This window comes from Mucilaginibacter sp. 3215 (genome assembly GCF_050433785.1).
Lineage (GTDB): Bacteria > Bacteroidota > Bacteroidia > Sphingobacteriales > Sphingobacteriaceae > Mucilaginibacter.
Genome location: NZ_JBNPWO010000019.1, coordinates 92,353 through 114,473, shown reverse-complemented (window position 1 = coordinate 114,473; position 22,121 = coordinate 92,353). Strand labels below are relative to the sequence as shown.

Below are 22,121 nucleotides of genomic sequence, written 5' to 3'. Positions count from 1 at the left end.
TATCATTAAGAAACAGAAACAAAGGCGATTAGAAAAACTCGCCTTTGAATTAAATAGGGAACTTGTACCTGCTTAAATTATTATGTCATGGGTAGCTTGTCGAAGGACGCGCACAGAGGCCCTACCCACCATGCTTCGACAAGCTACCCATGACCCAAGTTTTCTTATCTCTCTTCAAAAAAATCAAAAATAATTTGCGTATTAAAAACACATATTTATATTTGCGTATAATTAACGCAAAATAGGAATGAAAACAGGAGTAATTATAGCACGCTTTCAAACGCCATACCTGCATGAGGGTCACAGGGAATTGATAGCACAGGTTAAGCAAAACCATGCCAAACTGATTATACTACTGGGCGTTAGCCCTATAAAAGGCAGCCGCAAAAACCCGTACGACTATTACACGCGTGAAAAAATGATCAAAAAGGATTATCCCGAAATTGTAGTACTGCCGATCAGCGATAACCCGAGCGATAAAATATGGTCGGATAACCTGGACAACCTGCTGAAAAGTGTTTTCAATGCCGAGCAGTTTTGTCTGTACGGCAGCCGCGACAGCTTCATTCCCTACTATAGCGGTAAATTTGAAACCATCGAACTGCCCGAACACGGTGATTATAACGCAACCGAATTGCGCAAACAATATGCCGATAAAGTTTTCGACTCAAATGATTTCCGTGCGGGGATCCTGTATGCTTACTATAACCAATATCCAAAGGTGTACCCTACCGTGGATATAGCCCTCTTCAGAAATAACCGCAGCGAGATCCTGTTAGGCAAAAAAGCCATCAACAATAAATGGCGCTTTGTGGGTGGTTTTTCTGACCCTGAAGATGCCTGTTACGAAGATGCTGCCAAACGCGAGCTTGCCGAAGAATGCGGCGAAATGCAAACCACCGCCATGCAGTACGAAACATCGGCCAAAATAAACGACTGGCGCTACCGCAGCGAGGTTGATAAGATCATTACCCTGCTGTTTAGCTGCGATTTTATTGAAGGAGAACCAAAAGCCCAGGATGATATTGCCGACTTGGCCTGGTTTAAACTTACCGACCTGCCATTGATGATAAAAGATGGCTCCATAAGCGAAGAACACATTGAATTGTTTAATTTCATCACCGGCAAATACCTTAAAAATTAAAGCCATGAAAAAGGAAAATCTGATCCTCTTAGCCGACGCATATAAATACGCCCACCATAAATTTTACTACCCCGGCACCACCAATATTTATAGTTACCTGGAAAGCCGCGGGGGCATGTTCAACGAAACCGTTTTTTTCGGTCTGCAATATTTTTTGAAGGAATACCTGCAGGGCCCGGCCTTTAACCAGGTTGACCTGGATGAAGCCGACGAATTTCTGAAACAGGTTTTTGGCCGCGATGATGTGTTTGATTGCAGCAAGTTTCAGTACATACTCGATAAATACAACGGTCACCTGCCGGTGCGCATCAAAGCGGTTGCCGAAGGCAGCAGCATACCCACCGGCAACGTGCTCATGACCATCGAAAATACCGACCCTGAATGTTACTGGCTCACCAACTTCCTCGAAACCCTGTTGATGCAGGTTTGGTACCCCTGTACTGTAGCTACGCTTAGCCACGAGGTTAAAAAAGTAGTTACCCAATACTACGAGGAAACCGCCACACCCGAAGCCTTCGGCGGGATTGGTTTTGTGCTGAATGACTTCGGTTTCCGCGGGGTGAGCAGCGTGGAAAGTGCCAAAATTGGTGGCGCGGCCCACCTGCTCAGCTTTGCAGGCAGCGATAACCTGGCTGGATCAGGCATGGCTATTAAATATTACCATGCAGAGAAGGTATATGGCCTCAGCATCCCGGCTACGGAGCACAGCATTTGTACCCTGCTTGGGCAGCAAGGCGAACTGGAAGTGTTTAAGCATGTGCTGCGCAGCTTTCCCACTGGCGTCATTGCCTGTGTAAGCGATAGCTATAATATTTTCCGTGCCTGCAGCGAGTACTGGGGCGAGAACCTGAAACAGGAGATCCTGAAACGCGACGGCACCCTGGTGATCCGCCCGGACAGCGGCGACCCGGTCGTGACCTTACTGGAGATCTTTAACATCCTGTTCGATAAGTTCGGCTTTACCACCAATGCCAAAGGCTATAAAGTACTGCCTCCGCAGGTTAGGGTGATCCAGGGCGATGGGGTTAATTATACCGAGATCGGCGTGATTTACAAAGCCCTGAAAGAAAACGGTATCAGCGCCGAAAACCTGGTGCTGGGCATGGGCGGTGCATTACTGCAAAAAGTCGACCGTGATACCCAAAAGTTCGCCCTGAAATGCAGCAGCGCTGTTATTGACGGTAAAGAGGTAGATGTTGAGAAAAGTCCGGCCGAAATGGACGCCCGTGGCAACATCACCACCAGCTTTAAAAAGAGCAAAGGCGGAAGGCTTAAACTGGTTAAAACTGCCGAAGGTTACAAAACCATTCAGCAGGATGAGCAACCCGAACTGGCCGACCAGCTGCAAACCGTTTTCGAGAACGGCCATATCATGAAAGATTTTACCTTTGAGCAGGTGATCGATACCTTACAGAACCAATAAATCACATTCACAAAAAAGCTTTATGCTTTAGGCCTTCTGCTTTAAGCTCTTATATAATGAAGAAACTACTTTTTGCCATAACCGGATATGAATACCTTGCCGAAAAAGTGCTTGCCCTTGGCCATTGCGAACGCGGCGAAATTGAAGTAAGCCACTTTACCGATGGCGAGCGCTACCAGCGTATCCTATCCAATGTGGAAGGTCGCGAAGTGCTGCTGATTGGTGGTACCGTGAACGACAGCGCCACACTTGAATTATATGACCTTGCTTCGTCGCTGGTGAGTTATGGTGCCGATTCGCTTACGCTGGTGATCCCCTACTTTGGTTACAGCACCATGGAGCGTGCCGTTAAACCCGGCGAAATTGTGACCGCCAAAACCCGCGCCCGCCTGCTTTCGGCCATACCCAAATCAAACCGGGGCAATAAGGTGATGCTGTTCGATCTGCATAGCGAAGGTATCCAGTACTACTTTGAGCAGGACCTGTATCCCGTACACGTGTATTGCAAAGATATTGTGATTGAAGCGGCCACCCAATATGGAGGCGACAATTTTGTAATGGCCAGCACGGATGCCGGCCGCGCCAAATGGGTTGAATCATTAGCTAATGATATGGGTGTAAATGCCGCCTTCATCCTCAAACGCCGCCTCAAAGGCGACCATACCGAAGTAAACGCCATCAACGCCAATGTAGCCGGAAAAACAGTAATTATCTATGACGACATGATCCGCTCTGGCGGCAGCATCGTAAACGCCGCGCTAACTTACAAAAATGCCGGTGCCGGAGACATTTATGTAATCACCACGCACGGTTTATTTGTGAACGATGGCATTGGTAAGTTAAAAGCCTGCGGGGCTATTAAAAAACTGATTTGTACCGATACGCATGTAAACTGTAAGGATTTGGAGGGGGATGATTTTGTAGAGATTAGGACTGTGGCGGGGTTGATTTGTGGGTGAGGTGGATATTCCGAGAAAAATTAATCATATTAACATTTTTTAGTCAGAAATTTCAATAGTATATTTAATTAGTCAAACCTAAATCTTAATTTATGAAGACAATAAGTTCACATACATTTAAACATACCTTACGGGATATTCATAAAAACACAGAAAATCGTAAATTTTGCTTCATACTGGGAGCTGGAACAAGTCGCAAAAGTGGAATTCCAACAGGTGGTGAATTAGCTATTAAATGGTTTTCAGAGATTAAAGAACGGCTCAATGCTGAAGAACTAAAATCCTGGAGAAAGGAGCAAAAAATCACCGAAACAGACTTAGCATCTTCATATGGAAGCATTTATAGAAAACGTTTTGAAAATGATAAGACCTCTGGTTATGAATTTTTAGTGCAAACAATGAAAAGCGCTACGCCAAGTTTTGGCCATATTGTCATGGCTCAAATATTAACTCGCACTCCAGGTCATTGTGTTCTTACAACTAATTTTGATAGCCTGGTTGAATCATCAGTATATCAATTTACTAACAAGAGTCCCTTAGTTTGTGGCCATGAATCATTAAGTGGTTATGCTCGCCCTTCTCAAACGCATCCGCTTATAATAAAAATACATCGAGATCTTTTGCTTGCGCCTAAAAATGACCCTGATGAAATTAATCAACTCGATGCAGGATGGAAGCAACCACTTGATCATATTTTTAGCACTCATATTCCGATAGTGATTGGCTATGGAGGCAATGACGGTAGTTTAATGAGTTATTTTGAAAATATGAATAAACCAAGCAACTTCTTTTGGTGTTTTCGAAATGAAAGTGACATAACTCCCAGAATAAACAAGTTAATAACAAAACATGAAGGGAGCTTTGTTAAGGTTACAGGTTTTGATGAATTAATGTATGAACTGCTTTGGGTATTTGATGAAATAAAACCGGTTAAGGATGAACTCAATGAAATAACAAATCAGCGGATTCAAATAGCAACCGGACAATTAAATGAACTAACACCGTCCAAAACAAAAGAAAAGGGGGAAGAATTTGTAGCTATACATGAAATCAAAGAATTATCTGCATTAGAATACAGTACTCTTGCTGAAAATGAATCTAATTTTGAAAAGCGTAAGAAAATCTATTTACAGGCCTTGGAAAAATACCCAACAACAAATTGGCTCTGGTGGAAGTTTACTTATTTTTTGCAATTCGAGAAAGAAGATTATTCAAATCTTGAAGAATACTATGAGAAAGCATTAAAACTAAACAACGATGGAGATTTTATCGGAAATTATGCCCTATTTCTTAGTGATATAAAAAAAGATTATAAAAATGCAGAGAAACAGTATTTGAAAGCCATCTCAATGGGGTCAAATAGCGAGTACCTGTATGTTAATTACGCGAATTTTTTATTTGAAATAAAAAAAGAAAATGAAGAAGCTGAAAAAATCTATTTAAAAGTTATTAATTCCAATCCCGAAAACGCTTACTCTTACTTTAAATATGCTTTATTTTTAAAGGAATCTAAGAAAGATTCAGTCAATGCCGAGAAATATTACTTGAAAGCCTTGGCGCTTGATCCTGAGTATTGCGACGCCAATATCAATTATGCACAAATATTGTTGGAAAAAGGTGAATTTGAAGAAGCTGATAAATATATATCAAAGGCACTTAGTCATAGCAACATCGCTACAAAAGATGCCTTAATTGAATCATGGTTTTATCGGTACGCCCACTATCCTAAATTTCTATTGGAAGCAGAAACTAAAATCGAAGAGCTACTTTCTAAAAATGCTCGAAGTATTGATTGGAATTTCGAAGAAAACATAAGCGTAGCAATAAAGAATGGGCATCCCAATCCGGAAAAGTTAAAAGAATTCGCCAAGCGAATTTCATCCCAATAATTTACCCCCCGCTGCCGCAAGCGTCCTCGCTTGTGGCCCGCGTTAGGTCTACAATCCCCTCTGCCGCAAGCGTCTTCCCCTTCGCTGGTGCACGCGTGCCGCGTGTTCCTCTCGCCTGATTACGAATGTCTAATTAGGTGAAGTTACAAATTCGTCAAGTACCATTTCAAAACAAAACGGACAAAGTACACGTGACACGCGGCATGGGTGCACCCGCAAAGGGATATATAAGTTTTACTAAATCGCTTTTAAACAGCTTATCAGAAGTTACAAATTACTTTAATACTTTATGCTGGTGCGCGCGTGTCGCGCGTTCTCAACACTAACTGTCTTATAGTTCATGGGTTTAATTTTGTTGGGAAATAATACTATCAACTACAAGCCTTATTAGTTATATTTGGTAAACACTTATAAATCATGCCTAATCCTGACCTTACCAACATCGAAGCTCTGTTAAAAGAAGAATACTTCCATCTTCAAAATACAATAGAATCTTTTGACAGTAAAAGTATAACCATAAAAGCCTGGAGTGTATCAGGCAGCCTTGTAATTATGGGGGCCGGGTTTACCGGTAAAGGCAGCATAGCATTATTTCTAATTGCGTCGGTAGCCTCGTTACTATTTTGGTATATTGAGGGGATTTGGAAAACATTTCAGCAATCTTTTTATGATCGTGTATATACAATTGAAGACCATTTTAACGCCGAAGTAAAAAAAGCAGTACAACCGCTGCAATTGACTCATTTTTGGAGCAAACAATGGCATGGGAGATATAAAAATAGCATTTTCAAGATCCTTTTTTGGCCTCACGTTATGTTGCCGCATGTATTTGTGTTTATAGGAGGTATAGTGCTTTTTATCCTTTCTTTTTTCAACATTATAAATGTCCATCCTCCACAGGCGTTCTCGATTACAGCCCATATTTAAGTAAAAAAATGATCGGCAAGTAGCACACTATCGAATGCTATTGAGGGGATGTAATCATGTCCCCAACAAGTCGAAGTTTAGCAGTTGCATAACTCCAACCAAGGCAAAGAAAACATTGTTAGTTTACCACTTCTTAAACGACAGGAACTTGCCCTCCATAATCACCTTAACGCGGTCGCCGGCAGGGTTTTCAACCTTGCTGATATCCATGGTGAAATCAATGGCGCTCATGATGCCGTCGCCAAACTGTTCGTTGATGATGGCTTTAAGGGTTGTGCCGTAAACCAACAGCAATTCATAAAAACGGTATTGGGTAGGATCTTTAGGCGGCATTTCATCTAAGGAACCTCTATCGGGGACCTCCTGCAGGGAAGTTACAAGTTCTGCATCCAGATCAAGCAGTTCGCCGATCTTTTCGGCTTCGTGTTTTTCCATTACAGCCTGCCCGTGCAACGCAAGGGTTGTCCAAACTAAGCTTCTGCTGATGGCATTGGCCAATTCCTCCCCACTGGTCGAAGTTTAGCGATAGCGTAACTGCGTCCTAAAATGATTTAAGCTTTCAGCTTAACTTTATGACAGTTGTATCGTTTATTGCTATTTAAGCCACGCAAGCAAAATACTTGCATAGTTTTAGGTCTAAGTTACGCTACCGCTAAACCAGAATAAGATAAATATTTATTGGTAGATCTTTATCAATTTTTGATAGTCAAGCGTGTCAATTTTTCCATCGCTTCTGACCACATGAACTACATAATCACCTGAATCCTTTGCAAGAGAATCACCCTTTTGCACACGAAACTGCCAATGTTCATATAGAGGATACCTGAATCCATCAGTCAAGATCAAATAAATTGCATTATGATTTTGTCTATCAAAACAGATCGAATCTATTCTTCCATGAAAAGACATCTTTTGTGCTTCATTTAATATGCGTTCTGCAGGAGAAGGCGTTTTACGCATTTGCCAAATAACAAAAGGAGTAAAGATTAAAAAACAAACAAAAAATATACGTATAACAATCCTTGTGGGATCAGATTTTTTATACTCTTTCATCATCACATAATTTTAATTATAAAGATCCCCTCTGCCGCAAGCGTCTTCCCCTTCGCTGGTGCACGCGTGCCGCGTGTTCCTCTCAACTGATTACGAATGTCTAATTAGGTGAAGTTACAAATTCGTCAAATACCATTTCAAAACAAAACGGACAAGGTACACGCGACACGTGTGCACCAGCAAAGGGATATATAAGTTTTACTGAATCGCTTTTAAACAGCTTATCAGAAGCTACAAATTACTTTAATACCCGGAATATATTTGAAACCGGCATCCTGTGCATATACCTGTTGATTTATAGCTTGGGGAGTTACCCTGAATGACAGATTATTATCAACTGAATAAGAATGCAGGAACTTCGCATCAATGTACGCATCAATTGCCTGGATGCCCCAAACTGCCAGAAAACCCATTATACTCAAATCCCTGTTTCTTCTCGAATTTTCCCGAATATCGCTTAACCGGGCATCCGAAACCTGATAATCCCTGAAAAGAATATATTGTTTGTAATAGGGGGCGCCGGGGCTTGGCGGATCACCCTGACGATATCGCGATATGGTGAGATACTCATTGTATTGGTGCTGGTTATAGATTATTGCCGAGGCCAGGAGGCCCAGGCCGCCATAAATCAACGGTACTTTCCACCATCTGTGGTTATAAATCTGTCCATAACCAGGAATCATTAAGGAACGCATAACTGCCTTATGCGGAATATGGGAACTATCCGGATGATATAGTTTCTCTCGTGACTGATCAATTTTGGGTGCAAAAGAAGCAGATAGGGATCGAACAGGCGAATGTTTTTTTGATGTATCGGTTATGCTGGTTTCTATCCTATCTAAAGTTTGAGCGTTGATGATAGATGATAAAAAGCTCATCAAGAAAAGAATTAGCAAAAATTTTAGCATGGATGATTTGTGACTTGAAATAAGGTTCAGATTTGTAACTAAGCTTATTAACGATTTAATTATAACTTATGATATTACTTTTTATTATTTCTTTTAAAATGGTAAAAAGCATCTGAAACATGCCTGTCGCAGTGGTTGGTCAAACTCCCCTTGGCTGGTGCTCATGTGTCGCACATTCTCAACACTAACTGTCTTATAATTCATGGTGTTTACACACACAATTTCTACCTTTATAAATACCATGCTAATCCACAAAGAAGTCAAAGATCGCGAACTCTACGTATACATGAATGGCAAACTCATCTACAAAAGATGGCTTGATACAGGGGCATCAAAAGTATTTGATGTTATGGCTTATGATAAAAATACGCTTGTAAGTATCAAGGATCTGCAGCAGCAGCGGGAAAAACTCGAACTGATAGCAGTTAGTGCCCTATTAAAATTAAAAGCAACAGCAGATGGAGGAAGGCGAACAGGAATATTAAGCGGGTACAGGCCCGATCATGTTTTTGAATACCCCGAAAACGATGGCAGACTTGAAGCATTCATGGGTGATATTACCTGGTATGATGGGCTTGCCATTGAGCCGGGGGAAGAAAAAGTAGTAACTGTTAGATTTTTGTTCTGTCCGCAAATAGAACAATATCTAAGCATTGGCCGGAAATGGCAAATACACGAGGGCCCGGTTTGCATTGGAGAAGCTGAAATAATCGATTTTATTTGAAGCCTCCTAAAATGTGTTAAGCTTTCAGGCACTTGCCTTATAAAAATGCCTGATACTCGTGCGATCAACCTTTTGTTCAGCGTGCCACAATTCATAATTATTTTGAAGATTTACCCAAAATTGCGATGTATTGCCGAATGCCTCAGATAGTTTGATAGCAAGTTCCGGGCTGATCCCCGTATGGCCATTAACTATAGCCGATAGGTTGGCACGAGCCATACCCAGGCCTTTCGCTACTTCAGTAATGGTCAGTTCCTGTTCATCAATAAACATTTCTTTTAAAATGAAGCCCGGATGATTGGGCGGTAATTTGCGTTTCAACATAATATTTTCCTTTTTAATGATAGTCGATATAATCAACATCATGAATATTTCCATCCTCAAACCGGAAGATGATACGGTAATTTGCTGTCACTTTGATCGACCAAAACTCTTTCAGGTTTCCACTTAGTTTATGGATTCCTGATCCTAATTGTTTAATATCATCTTCAGATGATATAGCATCCAATGCGTCAAGGATACGTGATATTTTAGCCAGCTGATTGACCGGCAATTTCGCTCCGTTTCCTTCTGTATAATATAATAACAATCCCCTTAGATAGATGCTTTAAATCATATACAAATATGATGCGTTATATAACACATGACAATTTTATTTACCCGTGCTACCGCACCATTGCAAGGCTTAAATAATCTACATCAGCAACACTTTCCAGGCATCCATTACCCGGCCGTTATCTAACAATTGTTTGGCTTTTAAATGCAGGTGCAGGGTGCGGGTGTCACTGGTGGCAGCATCCGCCAGTTCTTTCATTTCATCGGTTTGGCTAAAAACGCTTACCTCTTCATGGGATGGCAGCGTTTCAACAAGCCCCAATAGCCCCAGATCATTCCCGGTTAATACTTTGGAGTATTTAACCTCTATTGGAAAAGCATCTACACCGATACCTATGCCGGCGCTGCCTGTTGGTTTGGAAATTTTAAATAAATTATTGCCGGTTACCCTGCAATACCAATCGCCGCCTAAACGGGCCACCAGATCTATTTTATGCGGGTCTATTTTATCATTAGCATCCAAAATAGCTTCGCTGATATGGATCCGTTTCACCTCGGCAATAACCAAATTACCCGCGCCCCCGTTTTTTCCTAACGATATCACATCATTCACTGCACATTCCAATTGAACGGTCGACTCCGCTACCCTCGGTGGCTTTACCGTATCCGAAGCCAGTTCAGTAAAGCCCGCTTTCGCAAATTCGTTTACTCCTTTTTTGTAATCCATACTGGTTAAATAGGTCTGTTGCACCATATCGTAGCTCACAATATTGATCACACATTCAGGCACTTCCAAAACGTTTTCGAGTGTGTGCTTAGTGGTATTATCCCGCGCCCTGCTTGTGGGCGAAAAAACACATATTGGCGGGTTGATACTAAAAACATTAAAAAAACTAAACGGACTTAAGTTAACCTCGCCGCTTTTGTTGATAGTGGATACAAAGCATATTGGCCGGGGTGCAATGGCATGGTGCAGATAAACCTGCATTTCGGCCGATGTTAACGATGCTGCATCAATAGTTCTTAACTTCATTCAAGTTTTATTTAAAGCTTAATCAGCCAACCAGCTATTTCCTTTAATCCGGTACCAACCCTTTACGAGAAGCCAGGCGCCCCGGTTTACTTAACACCGGCCTGGCCATCCGGCGAACGCCTCCATCTGAAATAAGCATCCAACACTTTAAGCGACGCAAGGTCCGGAACAGGGCCGGTATGCGCCGTTTGGGAAAAGTACATTACTACCGGACGGGCGGGGCTGTAAACCGGCCATTCGGGCTTTCCGGCACCATTGGGGTCGCCATACTTTGCAAAGTTTGTCCAGTAAGTACTCATTGCATCCGAAATATCCAGGTCTGCTTTAGCCTGCGCACCTGATGCATTAAGCAGGCCGAATACATAAGCCACTTCCTGCGCATGCGGTGATCCATAACCCGCCTGCGAGGAACCTGCCGGATACTCGGGGTGTTGATCAAAATAATAATAAAAAACCTTGGATTTGCCCCTCTTCGCCTGTAATGTAGCCCAGCTCCAGGTATGCCAGCCAAACGCTGCATCACGTGTTAAGTCGCGCGCGGTTTTTGCTACCGTACCGGTGCCGGGCGGATAAGCCTTAATAAGTTCATCGGCGAATTTTCCATAACGGTTTTTTACTGCGGCGATATAGTCATTCGTAGTTTTGGGCGGCGAAAAACTGGCGCCTTCATCAGAGTTGTAACCAACCAATATTGGTATGTCGTTATACTTACCGGATTCGTAGAGCTTATACTGATCATCGGGAATCACCCAGCCATCAACAATGGGCCATGCAAGCCCGCGTACGGCAGGGAGCTTATCTGCGTCAACTTTTCGCAAACTGTCAATTGAGGGATACCCGGCACCTTTAGCATATGCTTCGCCGGCAGCCTCGGCATCATGCAGCTTTTTCATATTTTCGCCCGGAAAGGTTGTGGTACGCGTTGGACCGAATGAGCCCCCGCTTTCGGAAATGGCCCCGCGAAACAGTCCTTTAGCCAGTGGGCTTGCACATAACATACTAATCGCGATGCCTCCTGCCGATTCGCCAAAAATAGTAACCTTGCCAGGATCGCCCCCAAAGGCCGCGATATTTTGTTTAATCCATTTAAGTGCTGCTATCATGTCAAGAAGGCCGTAGTTACCGGATACTCGTTTGGGGCTTTCAGCACTTAATTCAGGATGCGCCAAAAATCCAAGCTGGCCCACGCGATAGGCGATGCTTACCAGCACCACATTTTTTTTTGCCAGATTGGCGCCGTTATAAGCCCATTCGGCAGTGCCGCCGGCATTGAAAGCACCGCCGTAAATCCATACAAGGACCGGAATTTTGCTATCGGGCGATTTAGCAGGTGTCCAAACGTTCAGGTACAAGCAATCTTCACTTTTTCCCGACACAGGATTACCCCCCTGCATGGGTTCCGGGGCAAATTTGTCGGCCAGGCGCACACCATCCCATTTCGCGGCGGGCTGCGGAGGGCACCAGCGCAATTTGCCAGTCGGAGGAGCGGCAAATGGAATGCCTTTATAAACTGTGAGGTTGTTTTCAAAGGTACCCTGCAGCAGCCCTTCATTTACCTTAACAGGAGCCGGCTGTGCATTGGCAGCTACCACAGTAAGCACTGAAGCAAGCATAAAAATTAAACGTCTCATAAAATTGCGATTGGTTGTTCAAAACTACCATTAAACCGCTAAATCGCAACCGTTAAAACAAGTATTTTACCGTGCTGGTGCGCGTTTCGCGGATATCTCTAAAACTAATATCAGATAAAGCACATGCGGCACATGAGCACGGCAATAAAAGTGGCTCAAGCCTCGGGGCCGACGAAGCGAAGCTTCGTCATATACACAGATAAGCGCAAAGCTAATCTTCCCGAATTTAAGCAATGGTGGCAGTACTTTGTCACCATCAAGACTCCGTCAACCAGCCTCATCTAAAAAACATCAAAAAACGGATAAAAATATGCTAAAAAATCAGCCCCTGTTTGGATTAAGAGTGAAACACTAAACAAATACTCCAAAAAGTTTTAAATAATGATTATCAATAATTTAACTATGTTCCACATAAAAACACAAACCACTGATTATCAACGAATAACATTCTTAACCTGTTCCGTTATTTTACACTTAAAAAATGGAACACATGGATTTTAAAAAAAAGAAGCACCGGCCTTTTTTCATTTTTTTTTCGGGAATCAAAAAATTGAGACAGCCCATTTGTTACAATGGTTTCTGGCCATAAATGCGCTTGCGCATTATTTGAGAAACGAAAACGGGGCAGCAACCTGCACCAGGCGCTGCCCCGTTTTTGTATAAGCAAACCATTTAATACCGACGATTAATCTGCCCGGCTCTGCCCGCTCCCGAATATCATCCTTAGTGCCTGGTCGCGTGTTAAAAAGGCTACCGCCCAGTTATACAAAGTTTTAATTTTATTATTATAATTCACTAACGACATCAGGTGGATAAATAGCCATACAAATAAAGCCGCAATACCACTAAGGTGTACCTTGTGCTTAAACAGGTCGACCACGGCATTATGCCGGCCAACAATGGCCATATCTCCCCTGTCGAAATATTTAAATGGTTTTATGGCTTTGCCTTTTGCCATAGCTATAAAGCTCTTGGCGGTATTGCGTCCCATTTGTATAGCAACCTGTGCCAGTTGCGGGTGCCCTTTTGGATAAACCGGGTCGGTTATTTGCACGCTGATATCGCCTATGGCGTATATATCTTCAAGATCTTTAACCCGGTTATATTCATCAGTGATCATGCGGCGGCCTATGCCTAAACTACTTGCAGGGATCCCCTCAAAAGTATTGGCAATGATACCGGCAGCCCAAATCAGGGTTTTGGCTTCAAGCGTTTCACCATCGGCAAAGGTTATCACACCATTATTAAAATCGTTTACATGGGCATTTAATTTAACTTCAACACCTAACTCAATCAGTGCCTGGCGGGTTTCCTTGTGAGTTTTATCACTCATGGGGGCAAGCAAATCAGGACCGCCATCAACTATGTAAATTTTACCTTTTGCATTCATTAGCTCGGGGTAATCCTTTTTCAGGATATAGTTTTTCATCTCGGCAAGCATACCAGCTACTTCAACACCAGTTGGACCGCCCCCGGCAACTACTATGATTAAAAGCTTTTGACGCTCTATCGGATCGGTAGTAATGGCTGCCTTTTCCATTGTTTTAATAAGGCTGTTACGCATTCGGAGCGCGTCGTCAATTTCTTTAAGGGAAATGGCATTTTGTTTGATACTCTCAATCCCGTAAAAATTTGTACTTGCACCAGCCGCGAAAACGAGGTAGTCATAAGATAGCTCGCCATTGCTTAAATAAACAATCTTTGCCGCAGGATCAACCTTAACCACGCCTGCCATACGGAAGCTCAATCTTTTATCCCTGAAAAGCTTACGGAACGGATAGCTAATACTTGATGGTTCGAGAAAACTGGTTGCCACCTGGTAAAGCAGCGGCGTAAAATAATTGTAGTTATTTTTATCAACCAGGGTAACATCATAATACTTGTTTTTATATAGCTGCTGTGCAATGTTGAGTCCGGCAAAACCACCGCCAACAATTACTATCTTTTTTTGCTGCTTTGGGGTGTTATACTTGTCATGATACTTAATATTTTATAGGCAGGTAAAGCAGGATCAGGGTCCGATATGAAAATATTCCGGCTTCATTTGCCTCGTTTTTCTACCATAAATTTACTAAAGTTTATGGCAACCGGCCTCATCTTAGTGTAATTATTACACACCTAAAAATCCATTCGGTTTGGCTGCTTTACCTCGCCTATGCAATACAAAATTGCGCAGTAATACCTGATTAAAAATGGCTGAAGCTCTGATGTTTTGGTCTATTTTACGGTTCGGGACAATTAATGATTCCGGTATGACAAATTGCAATCAAAACTGTTAACTCGGGAGGTATTGAAAAATTATCAGAAGTATATAATAAAAAAGAACAGATACCCGACGGCTACTTAACCAGGTATTGAAGATTAGAAATATGAATAGGCGCGGGTTTATATTTTAATGAATAACCCTGGCGTGCTGATAACACCGCTTTAATTTCAGACATAATCGATAAAGCTATCTCTTCGGCCCCCTCTGCGCCTATATCCAAGCCTACCGGGCCATAGATGTTGTTCATTTGTGCTTCGCTGATAGATATGCCTGCATGTTCAACTTCTGCCAGCATACGTTCCAGTTTCTTTTTAGGGCCGAGGATGCCGATATAAGGCAACGATGTAGGTAATAGTTCTTTAAGTAGCGCTATCTCATAGTTATAATTGTGGGTCATCATAACAATAGCCGTACGATCATTGATCTTTATATGTGATAACACCTCAGCCGGTTTGGCAGTTACAACATTTTGAGCAACCGGGAAGCGCTGCTTAATGGCATAATTAGGCCGGCCATCTATCACGGTAATATTCCAGCCCAAAACCGCAGCTATTCGTGTTAAAGAAATTGCGTCGTTACCTGCCCCCACAATCACGAGCGAAATCACAGGTTTAATATGTTCTACAAAAGCAGTATATTCAGTATCAGCCTGGTAAAACCGTATTTCTGATCGCTGTTCTTCCAGTACCCTTTCAGCATCACTTACCAAAGTAACCTGGTATTGCAGGTGCCCGGAATGGCTTATCGCAAGTTTATCTTCGGTAAGGCAAAGGCAAGTGCCAGGCTGTGAGGCTTTTCTGTCTTTAATAGAAAACACGGTTGCAAGTACGGCATGTTGACCATTGCTGACGATATTTTTCAACAGACTAATTGGGTTATTGATATCGCCGGTTATGGGTTCAATAAGGATATGGATAATGCCGTTGCAGCCTAATCCTACGCCCAATTTGGCATCGTCATCGTCGGTAGTATCATAGGTTACCAGTAAAGGTTGTTGCTGCAGGATCACCAGTCGGGCTTTGCGCAGGGCATCGCCTTCCAAACACCCGCCGCTGATGGCGCCGGTAAGCTGCCCGTCCTCAGTAATCAGCATGCGTGCACCGGCCCGGCGATAGGCAGAACCTTCCACCAATACAACAGTAGCCAGGGCAGTTTTTTTACCCAGCGCATGTGCCTCATCATAGGCGGCAACAATATCAATGATCTCTTTCATCAGCAGCTTTACAGCTATATCAGTTTGTCGGGTGTTATAGGCAGTTCCCTTACCCTTCTACCCGTAGCATTATAAATGGCGTTTGCCAAAGCGGGAGCTACCCCTATCAACGAAATTTCGCCAATACCTTTGGTGCCTACCGGATTTAAAACCGGATCGGGCTTATCAATAAATATAGCTTCTATCTGTTGGATATCTGCGTTTACCGGCACGTGGTAATCGGCAAAGTTACCGTTAATGTAGCACCCGTAGCGATCATCAAAAACAGCTTCTTCGGTCATGGCCATGCCAACGCCGCCAACCGCACCGCCAATCATCTGGCTGCTGGCGGTTTTGTGGTTAACTATTTTTCCGGCATCAACACAGGCTACAATCTTTTTGATCTTTACCTGCCCTGTAAGCGGGTGTACATGCACTTTGGCAAAATGTGCCGAAAACGAGTACATGGAATATTTTTGCGCTTCGGGATTGCCTTTTGATTCTTGTGTAAGCTCAACCGACGGCATATTGTTTTGCTTTAACACGGCAACGTAATCAATAGGCTCCATACTATCGGCAGGTTTGCCGGCCATGGTGTACAGCTTCTGTTTCAAAGCCACACACACATCATGCACAGCCGAACCAACAGATGATACCGTTGCCGACCCACCCTGCGTTGGCGCATTAGGAAAAGCCGAATTGCCCAGCTCAAACGTGATCTTATCCGCAGGGATTCCCAAAGTATCAGCAGCTATCAACACCATTGATGTGCCGGTGCCCGGGCCGATATCGCTCGTGGCACTCTGAATGTTCACACTGCCATCGGCCATTAACTTTATTTTGGCCTGTGCATTACCACGATATGCGCCAAACGCACCGCAGCCTATTCCATAGCCCACCAGCCAGTCGCCCTCTTTATTGGCGCCGGGTTGGGCTTTACGATCGGCCCAGCCTATGGCCTCGGCCCCTTTCTGGTAACATTCCTTTAGGTATTTGCTCGACCATGGCCTGTTCCGTTCAGGATCGGTATCGGTATAGTTTCTTAGTCTTAACTCTATGGGATCGAGATTAAGCTTGTAAGATAACTCATCCAGCGCCGATTCAAGTGCGAAAGAACCTGTAGCCTCCCCCGGACCGCGCATAGGCGCAGGTACGCCTACATTTAAAGGCACTACCTTGTAAAGCGTATTTACATTAGGGCTGTTGTATAAAAACTGCGATACATTTACCGCCCCTTCAGTAAATTCTTCATAAACGGCTGTTTGTGAATGTGATTCATGGCTAATACCAATCAGCTTACCATCGGCAGTTGCACCCAGTCCTATTTTTTGGACGGTTAAAGGGCGATAGCCTACCTGCGTAAACATCTGTTCGCGGGTAAGTGTAAGTTTAACCGGACGTTTTACCAGTTTGGCTGCCTGTGCGGCTGCAATTTCATGCGGCCAGGTACGTAACGAAGAGCCGAAAGCTCCACCAACAAACCTCGAATTGATCTGCACATTATCGGGGTTAAGCCCGAACGCCGCAGCAATGGATCGCTGGGAACCTTTTACCCCCTGCGATTTGGTATACAGAGTAACCTTATCATCCCCATCCCAAAAAGCGGTGGTGACGTGCAACTCCATAGGGTTATGTACTTCGGTAGGAAGCAGATATTCCTCCTCAACCATTACCGGGGCATTTTTATAGGCATTTGCCTCACCGCGCACATAATCTTTATAATTACCTTTTTGCGGGGTTACCCCTTTATCTATGTTTTTATGAAAATCAGTTTCAAAAGGCTCCGTATTGTAAGTTGCTTTAACCAGGCTTGCCGCATAGGTAGCACGTTCAAAGGTATCAGCAACTACCAGCGCGATGGGTTGCGCGTTAAAGTAGATCTTATTATCATTAAATAACTTAAGCCCGCGTACCGGCCTTTCGGCTCCGGCCTGATAACCCGGTACTTTTGGCGCATTAAATGGCGTAATGACAGCAAGCACCCCCGGCGCACGCTCGGCAGCCCTGGTATCAAGTGCAGTTACCGTACCAGAAGCAATGGTTGCCGATACCAGCACCCCATAGGTGAGGTTGGGAACTTTATATTCACCGCTGTATTTAGCTCCGCCGGTTACTTTTAACCGGCCATCTACACGGCTTAAGGAATCGCCAATTGCGTCTTTTTTCATGAAGATCAGTATTAAATCTATTAGCTAAATAGTTGTTAATTTATGATGCAAGGCCGGTGGCCAATTTTAAGGATTGTACAATAGCATTAGGTGCAAGCTTTAACTTAAACTTGTTGTACTCATAAGCTTTAGCTCCCTGCATGGCAATTTGCGCTGCATGCTTAAAATTATCTTCATTAACAGCTTTACCTTTTAAAAATGTTTCGGCAGTGGATAAACGCCATGGCTTATGTGCTACCCCACCCATTGCCAACCTTGCGCCTGTAATGGTATTATTTTCGATATGCAAGGCAGCAGCCACCGAAACCAGGGCAAAGGCATATGATGTACGGTCGCGGATTTTTAAATAGTAAACGTGTTTGTTATAAGCAGATGATGCTGTGGGCAGATCAACTGAAGTGATCAGCTCACCTTTTTGCAGGGTATTATCAAGTTCGGGATGGTCGCCTGGCAAGCGGTGAAAATCACCAATCTGAATGGCTCTCGGGCCTTTTACACCCGTTACGTGGATGGTGGCATCCAATGCGGCCAGCGCCACATTCATATCACTGGGGTTAACGGCAATACATTTATCGCTGGCGCCAAAAAGGGCATGCATGCGATTAATCCCCTCCAACGCTCCACAACCGCTTCCGGGTGTACGTTTATTGCAAGGCATGGCAGTATCAAAAAAATAAGGACAGCGGGTGCGCTGCATAAGATTGCCCCCAACGGTAGCCATATTGCGCAGCTGCGGCGAAGCACCGGCATTGATAGCCAGCGCCAGCAACGGGTATTGCGCCTTTATATAAGCGTGCTCAGCAACCTCACTATTGGAGGCTAAAGCGCCGATGTGCATACCTGTGGCCGTTTTTTCTATCTTTTTAAGCGGGAGGCGGTTAATATCAATCAACTTATCCGGTACTACCAATCCCATCTTCATCATATCAACCAAATTGGTTCCGCCTGCCAAAAAGTAACCGTTTGGTTCTTTTGCCAATGATTTAACGGCGACAGCCGTTTCGGCTGGTCGTGTGTATTGAAACTGGTTCATACCATACCTCCTTTAACTTCCTGAATAGCCTTAACAATATTGGGATAAGCGCCGCAACGGCAAATATTACCGCTCATAAACTCCCTGATCTCTGTTTCGGAACCGGCATGGCCTTCTTTAAGCAAAGCCACAGCCGACATGATCTGTCCCGATGTGCAATATCCGCATTGAAAACCATCATGCTTAATAAAAGCCTCCTGCATAGGGTGCAGCTCTTCCTCTTTGGCAAGGCCTTCAATAGTGGTTATCTTTTTACCATCATTTGTTAATGCAAGACTTAGGCATGAGTTAACGCGTACGCTATTTACATGCACCGTACAAGCGCCGCACTGGCCGCGGTCGCAACCCTTTTTGGTACCCGTAAGGTCGAGGTATTCGCGCAGCACTTCCAGCAAGGTCACACGCGGTTCAACCATCAATTCATGTTTTACACCGTTCACCTCCAGGTGCAGGGCTTGCTTTTCAAAAACGCCGGCAAGTTTCTCATCCCATTGGTTTTCGGCCGCTTTAACTACAGTACCCGGTGTTAAGGCAATGGCCGTTAACAGCGATGTTTGCTTAAGAAAATCACGGCGCGTTCCGTTTGAATTGTCTTCGCCGTCGGTTGGAGTGCAGGGCTTTGTTGTAGACATAGGTACAGCGATTTATAATTACACCAAGATAGCACTTTTAATATCAATAACTCCGTAACAAATTTGTTTTGAACAATGAAAAATCCAATTATTCAATCGCTGCGCTTTTAATATTTCTTCTAACAAAAGTTTAGGGCTAACTTTAAGCAAATACTTCACAATGAAAATGATCCCACTTTTTAAATGCCGGGACTTACACCAGGCCGTTGGTTTTTACACTAACGTGCTTGATTTCAGGCTCAAATACCCAGAAGCCACCGCTGACGACGGCGTTATTGACCTAATAAGCGAATTTGGAGAGCTGCAGTTAACAGTATATGAAAGCGACCACTTATTTGGTTCGGTGGTAAATGTTTGGGTTAATGATATGGATAGCCGGTTTACATATTACCTATCCCGCGGGTTGGATACCTCAGTTAAAAAAGAATCACCCGTTCACCAGGGACCAACCGACCAAACCTGGGGAACGCGCGAGTTTTATGTTACGGATACTGACGGCAATACTTTACGGTTTTGCCAGCGGCAACGGTAGATATTTATTGAATTACCCTAATCCCGGCTGGGGCATTAATCACCGATTTCACTTTCCCATCAGCCTGCTTAACATGTTTAATTTTCACAATACCATATGGCGTTGGATAAGTACCTTCGACAAAGCTCAGATCGCCCAAATGGGGTTCAATCTTAATTACCTTACAACCCGGCGCTATTACCTTTACACCCAATACATACTCGGTTAACCACGGTGTTGGCCCTGATGCCCAGCCATGCGAAAGGCTATGCCTGAAACCTTTATAACAATAAGCGCCATAATCACCATGGATATCTTTTTTACCATCGGGCACCAACTCATCTATCCGCGAAGCGTTGGGCAGCCAGTCGATATTAAAATCTTCCCAAAAAGTAGTAGCGCCAAGGTTCAGCATCGGTCCCCAAAAGTTACGGATAGCGTCAATGCCACCCTGGTAGTCGCCGGCTTTGGCTTTGGTCAACAGCATATAATAACCAAAAAACGTTGAGTAATTGTGTACTCCATCTTTAGAAAGAATATCGTTTGCTTTTTCGGCAGGGAGTAAACCCGATAAGCCCAATAAGGCTGCTGCCTGTTTTGAACCGCTGGCATCCGGCACATTATTTTTTAGTTTAGCAACCGCGGCTTCGCATTTTTTGGCGGTGGCCGGATCTTTCAATATTTTGCAGAGCTCGGCACCGGCATTCAGGGTCATCACCAGCATGGCCTGTAAGCCGGCATGAATAGCAGGTTTATTTTCGCTCGATGGCCAGTCTAAAAACCGACCGGCACCGTCCAGCTTTTCGCTGCCGTTTGCATCAACCTGTACAGCGTACTGATCCAGCAACTTTACCAGGTAAGCTTTCTGCTGCTGCAGATATTTCAAATTACCGGTATGCATATACCAATCGCGTTGGATCAGGATCCACCACATGGAATAGGATACCATCCCGTTCATGTAGCCCGGCAAAGGGGTAGTGTTCCGTGCCAGATCAAGGCTCTTTGACACCACCGGATTATCGCCAAATACAGCGGCAATGGTTGATGTTTCGGGATGCATATCACCTACCCAAACCAGCCTATCGCGCTTGATTCCGTCCCAAAGATAATCCTGCATGTTAAGATGGACGGTGTACGCACCGGTAAGCCAGATTTTGTTAAGCAACGTATCACTGCATTTAAATGAGCCGAGGTAAGGGATATCGCGGTAAACAAAAATGGCCCTTGCTTCTTTCAGCTTAAGTTGACTGTTATCATCCACCAAATCTATCCGGACAAAGCGAAAACCGGTGTTACCGATTTCCAGCTTACCCAACCATGGCAGGGATATGATCATATCGCGCATGGCGTGGTCGTTCGTAGCGCCTTTTATGGTGTCGATATTTGACATAGCTTCGCTTGCCGATTCGCCAAAACGAATACGCACCCTCACTGGCTTGCCACTTTTTGATTGATCGGTTACCAATTGCAAACCGCCATGGAGTTCCCTACCAAAATCAAGCAGTAAACCAGGTTTGCCTTTTTCATTACTTTGGAGAATGCACAAGTCATTACCTGAAAGATCGGCCTGTCCATCACCTTGCTTCAGCAGTTTTTCGGCATTGATAATATTGGTAGCCGCATTGGGCGATTTCCAAAGAATGCGGACGGGTGAAAGATATTTCCTCACCGTTTCTGTCGATTGTGCTTCGGCAGATTGCTTAGCATCAAAAACCGGAGGAAGCTTTTGGGCCTGACAGATAAAACAGATGATGGTTAATGTGAGTATGCCGATGATTTTCTTCATGTGAAAATATCTTTTTGTCTGTTTTTAAAATTCGGTTCTTGAGAGGGGGCACAATGAAAAGTGCTGTAGCAAAGGTCTGTTTCGTTTACTTTATTAGTTGCTTGGTTAAGCATCCTCTTTTTCATCGATTCAAGATCTTTACCCCCCTTGTAGATTTACCGGAGACCCAGTACCAAATTATACGGATTTATGGTGAAAGCCAGTAAGTTTATAATTTAAACAATACTAACGCTTTCATCATGATCTGGCATCCTGCACTATCTTTTTTAAAAATATATGATGTCATC

20 protein-coding genes are annotated in these 22,121 nt (G+C 43.8%); 7 read left to right on the top strand and 13 right to left on the bottom strand.

Annotation, left to right across the window (positions count from 1 at the left end; translation table 11 throughout):
• Positions 1-247 precede the first annotated feature (247 nt).
• The 5 genes from ABIC84_RS23400 (at position 248) to ABIC84_RS23380 (ending at position 6,342) form a co-directional block, all read left to right on the top strand.
• Positions 248-1,144, top strand: a complete 897-nt coding sequence (locus ABIC84_RS23400) for an NUDIX domain-containing protein (protein WP_429265123.1) — start codon at positions 248-250, stop codon at positions 1,142-1,144.
• 4 nt (positions 1,145-1,148) lie between these two features.
• Positions 1,149-2,567 carry a nicotinate phosphoribosyltransferase gene (locus tag ABIC84_RS23395; RefSeq protein ID WP_429265122.1) on the top strand — a complete coding sequence of 473 codons (1,419 nt, stop codon included), beginning with the start codon at positions 1,149-1,151 and terminating at the stop codon, positions 2,565-2,567.
• A gap of 56 nt (positions 2,568-2,623) precedes the next feature.
• Positions 2,624-3,526 (top strand): ribose-phosphate diphosphokinase, encoded by a 903-nt coding sequence (locus ABIC84_RS23390; protein ID WP_429265121.1) that lies wholly within the window; start codon positions 2,624-2,626, stop codon positions 3,524-3,526.
• 92 nt (positions 3,527-3,618) lie between these two features.
• Positions 3,619-5,415 (top strand): tetratricopeptide repeat protein, encoded by a 1,797-nt coding sequence (locus ABIC84_RS23385; RefSeq protein WP_429265120.1) that lies wholly within the window; start codon positions 3,619-3,621, stop codon positions 5,413-5,415.
• 417 nt (positions 5,416-5,832) lie between these two features.
• Entirely contained in the window at positions 5,833-6,342 is a 510-nt protein-coding gene (locus tag ABIC84_RS23380) for a hypothetical protein (RefSeq protein ID WP_373613191.1), read from the top strand.
• Positions 6,343-6,465: 123 nt separating this feature from the next.
• On the opposite strand, the gene cynS is transcribed toward ABIC84_RS23380, so the two are convergent.
• The 3 genes from cynS to ABIC84_RS23365 form a co-directional block, all read right to left on the bottom strand.
• Entirely contained in the window at positions 6,466-6,840 is a 375-nt protein-coding gene (gene cynS / locus ABIC84_RS23375) for a cyanase (protein ID WP_429265119.1), read from the bottom strand.
• A 177-nt stretch (positions 6,841-7,017) separates the two neighbouring features.
• On the bottom strand, positions 7,018-7,395 hold the full coding sequence (locus ABIC84_RS23370; protein WP_429265118.1) for a hypothetical protein: 378 nt from the start codon (positions 7,393-7,395) through the stop codon (positions 7,018-7,020).
• A gap of 224 nt (positions 7,396-7,619) precedes the next feature.
• Positions 7,620-8,273 (bottom strand): DUF5683 domain-containing protein, encoded by a 654-nt coding sequence (locus ABIC84_RS23365; protein ID WP_429265117.1) that lies wholly within the window; start codon positions 8,271-8,273, stop codon positions 7,620-7,622.
• Between the two features lie 271 nt (positions 8,274-8,544).
• On the opposite strand from ABIC84_RS23365, the gene ABIC84_RS23360 reads away from it, so the two are divergent.
• Positions 8,545-9,027, top strand: a complete 483-nt coding sequence (locus ABIC84_RS23360) for a hypothetical protein (RefSeq protein WP_429265116.1) — start codon at positions 8,545-8,547, stop codon at positions 9,025-9,027.
• A gap of 24 nt (positions 9,028-9,051) precedes the next feature.
• On the opposite strand, the gene ABIC84_RS23355 is transcribed toward ABIC84_RS23360, so the two are convergent.
• The 9 genes from ABIC84_RS23355 to ABIC84_RS23315 form a co-directional block, all read right to left on the bottom strand.
• Positions 9,052-9,351, bottom strand: coding sequence for a HigA family addiction module antitoxin (locus ABIC84_RS23355; RefSeq protein WP_373613187.1), 300 nt, complete (start codon positions 9,349-9,351; stop codon positions 9,052-9,054).
• Positions 9,352-9,364: 13 nt separating this feature from the next.
• Positions 9,365-9,616, bottom strand: a complete 252-nt coding sequence (locus ABIC84_RS23350; RefSeq protein ID WP_429265115.1) for a type II toxin-antitoxin system RelE/ParE family toxin — start codon at positions 9,614-9,616, stop codon at positions 9,365-9,367.
• 105 nt (positions 9,617-9,721) lie between these two features.
• On the bottom strand, positions 9,722-10,615 hold the full coding sequence (locus ABIC84_RS23345) for a flavin reductase family protein (protein ID WP_429265114.1): 894 nt from the start codon (positions 10,613-10,615) through the stop codon (positions 9,722-9,724).
• 86 nt (positions 10,616-10,701) lie between these two features.
• On the bottom strand, positions 10,702-12,246 hold the full coding sequence (locus ABIC84_RS23340; protein WP_429265113.1) for a carboxylesterase/lipase family protein: 1,545 nt from the start codon (positions 12,244-12,246) through the stop codon (positions 10,702-10,704).
• Positions 12,247-12,931: 685 nt separating this feature from the next.
• Positions 12,932-14,182 carry an NAD(P)/FAD-dependent oxidoreductase gene (locus ABIC84_RS23335; protein WP_429265124.1) on the bottom strand — a complete coding sequence of 417 codons (1,251 nt, stop codon included), beginning with the start codon at positions 14,180-14,182 and terminating at the stop codon, positions 12,932-12,934.
• A gap of 403 nt (positions 14,183-14,585) precedes the next feature.
• The gene (locus ABIC84_RS23330; RefSeq protein WP_426586183.1) at positions 14,586-15,725 is read right to left on the bottom strand and encodes an XdhC family protein; all 1,140 of its coding nucleotides are present in this window, start codon (positions 15,723-15,725) and stop codon (positions 14,586-14,588) included.
• A gap of 14 nt (positions 15,726-15,739) precedes the next feature.
• Positions 15,740-17,872 (bottom strand): xanthine dehydrogenase family protein molybdopterin-binding subunit, encoded by a 2,133-nt coding sequence (locus ABIC84_RS23325; RefSeq protein WP_426586181.1) that lies wholly within the window; start codon positions 17,870-17,872, stop codon positions 15,740-15,742.
• A gap of 40 nt (positions 17,873-17,912) precedes the next feature.
• Positions 17,913-18,905 carry an FAD binding domain-containing protein gene (locus ABIC84_RS23320; RefSeq protein ID WP_426586180.1) on the bottom strand — a complete coding sequence of 331 codons (993 nt, stop codon included), beginning with the start codon at positions 18,903-18,905 and terminating at the stop codon, positions 17,913-17,915.
• On the bottom strand, positions 18,902-19,537 hold the full coding sequence (locus ABIC84_RS23315) for a (2Fe-2S)-binding protein (protein WP_429265112.1): 636 nt from the start codon (positions 19,535-19,537) through the stop codon (positions 18,902-18,904). The genes ABIC84_RS23320 and ABIC84_RS23315 overlap by 4 nt, the downstream gene beginning before the upstream one ends.
• Before the next feature lie 160 nt (positions 19,538-19,697).
• Here ABIC84_RS23315 and ABIC84_RS23310 point away from each other — a divergent pair, with 160 nt between their 5' ends.
• Entirely contained in the window at positions 19,698-20,069 is a 372-nt protein-coding gene (locus ABIC84_RS23310; RefSeq protein ID WP_426586176.1) for a VOC family protein, read from the top strand.
• Positions 20,070-20,073: 4 nt separating this feature from the next.
• Here ABIC84_RS23310 and ABIC84_RS23305 read toward each other — a convergent pair whose 3' ends face one another.
• Positions 20,074-21,834, bottom strand: a complete 1,761-nt coding sequence (locus ABIC84_RS23305) for an alpha-L-rhamnosidase (protein ID WP_426586174.1) — start codon at positions 21,832-21,834, stop codon at positions 20,074-20,076.
• Positions 21,835-22,121 lie beyond the last annotated feature (287 nt).

What these genes read in the sequence shown, in the direction of transcription:
- ABIC84_RS23400 (WP_429265123.1), top strand. Translation starts at nt 248, where the DNA reads ATGAAAACAGGAGTAATTATAGCACGCTTTCAAACGCCATACCTGCAT.
- ABIC84_RS23395 (WP_429265122.1), top strand. Translation starts at nt 1,149, where the DNA reads ATGAAAAAGGAAAATCTGATCCTCTTAGCCGACGCATATAAATACGCC.
- ABIC84_RS23390 (WP_429265121.1), top strand. Translation starts at nt 2,624, where the DNA reads ATGAAGAAACTACTTTTTGCCATAACCGGATATGAATACCTTGCCGAA.
- ABIC84_RS23385 (WP_429265120.1), top strand. Translation starts at nt 3,619, where the DNA reads ATGAAGACAATAAGTTCACATACATTTAAACATACCTTACGGGATATT.
- ABIC84_RS23380 (WP_373613191.1), top strand. Translation starts at nt 5,833, where the DNA reads ATGCCTAATCCTGACCTTACCAACATCGAAGCTCTGTTAAAAGAAGAA.
- ABIC84_RS23370 (WP_429265118.1), bottom strand. Translation starts at nt 7,395, where the DNA reads ATGAAAGAGTATAAAAAATCTGATCCCACAAGGATTGTTATACGTATA.
- ABIC84_RS23365 (WP_429265117.1), bottom strand. Translation starts at nt 8,273, where the DNA reads ATGAGCTTTTTATCATCTATCATCAACGCTCAAACTTTAGATAGGATA.
- ABIC84_RS23360 (WP_429265116.1), top strand. Translation starts at nt 8,545, where the DNA reads ATGCTAATCCACAAAGAAGTCAAAGATCGCGAACTCTACGTATACATG.
- ABIC84_RS23355 (WP_373613187.1), bottom strand. Translation starts at nt 9,351, where the DNA reads ATGTTGAAACGCAAATTACCGCCCAATCATCCGGGCTTCATTTTAAAA.
- ABIC84_RS23345 (WP_429265114.1), bottom strand. Translation starts at nt 10,615, where the DNA reads ATGAAGTTAAGAACTATTGATGCAGCATCGTTAACATCGGCCGAAATG.
- ABIC84_RS23340 (WP_429265113.1), bottom strand. Translation starts at nt 12,246, where the DNA reads ATGAGACGTTTAATTTTTATGCTTGCTTCAGTGCTTACTGTGGTAGCT.
- ABIC84_RS23330 (WP_426586183.1), bottom strand. Translation starts at nt 15,725, where the DNA reads ATGAAAGAGATCATTGATATTGTTGCCGCCTATGATGAGGCACATGCG.
- ABIC84_RS23325 (WP_426586181.1), bottom strand. Translation starts at nt 17,872, where the DNA reads ATGAAAAAAGACGCAATTGGCGATTCCTTAAGCCGTGTAGATGGCCGG.
- ABIC84_RS23320 (WP_426586180.1), bottom strand. Translation starts at nt 18,905, where the DNA reads ATGAACCAGTTTCAATACACACGACCAGCCGAAACGGCTGTCGCCGTT.
- ABIC84_RS23315 (WP_429265112.1), bottom strand. Translation starts at nt 19,537, where the DNA reads ATGTCTACAACAAAGCCCTGCACTCCAACCGACGGCGAAGACAATTCA.
- ABIC84_RS23310 (WP_426586176.1), top strand. Translation starts at nt 19,698, where the DNA reads ATGAAAATGATCCCACTTTTTAAATGCCGGGACTTACACCAGGCCGTT.
- ABIC84_RS23305 (WP_426586174.1), bottom strand. Translation starts at nt 21,834, where the DNA reads ATGAAGAAAATCATCGGCATACTCACATTAACCATCATCTGTTTTATC.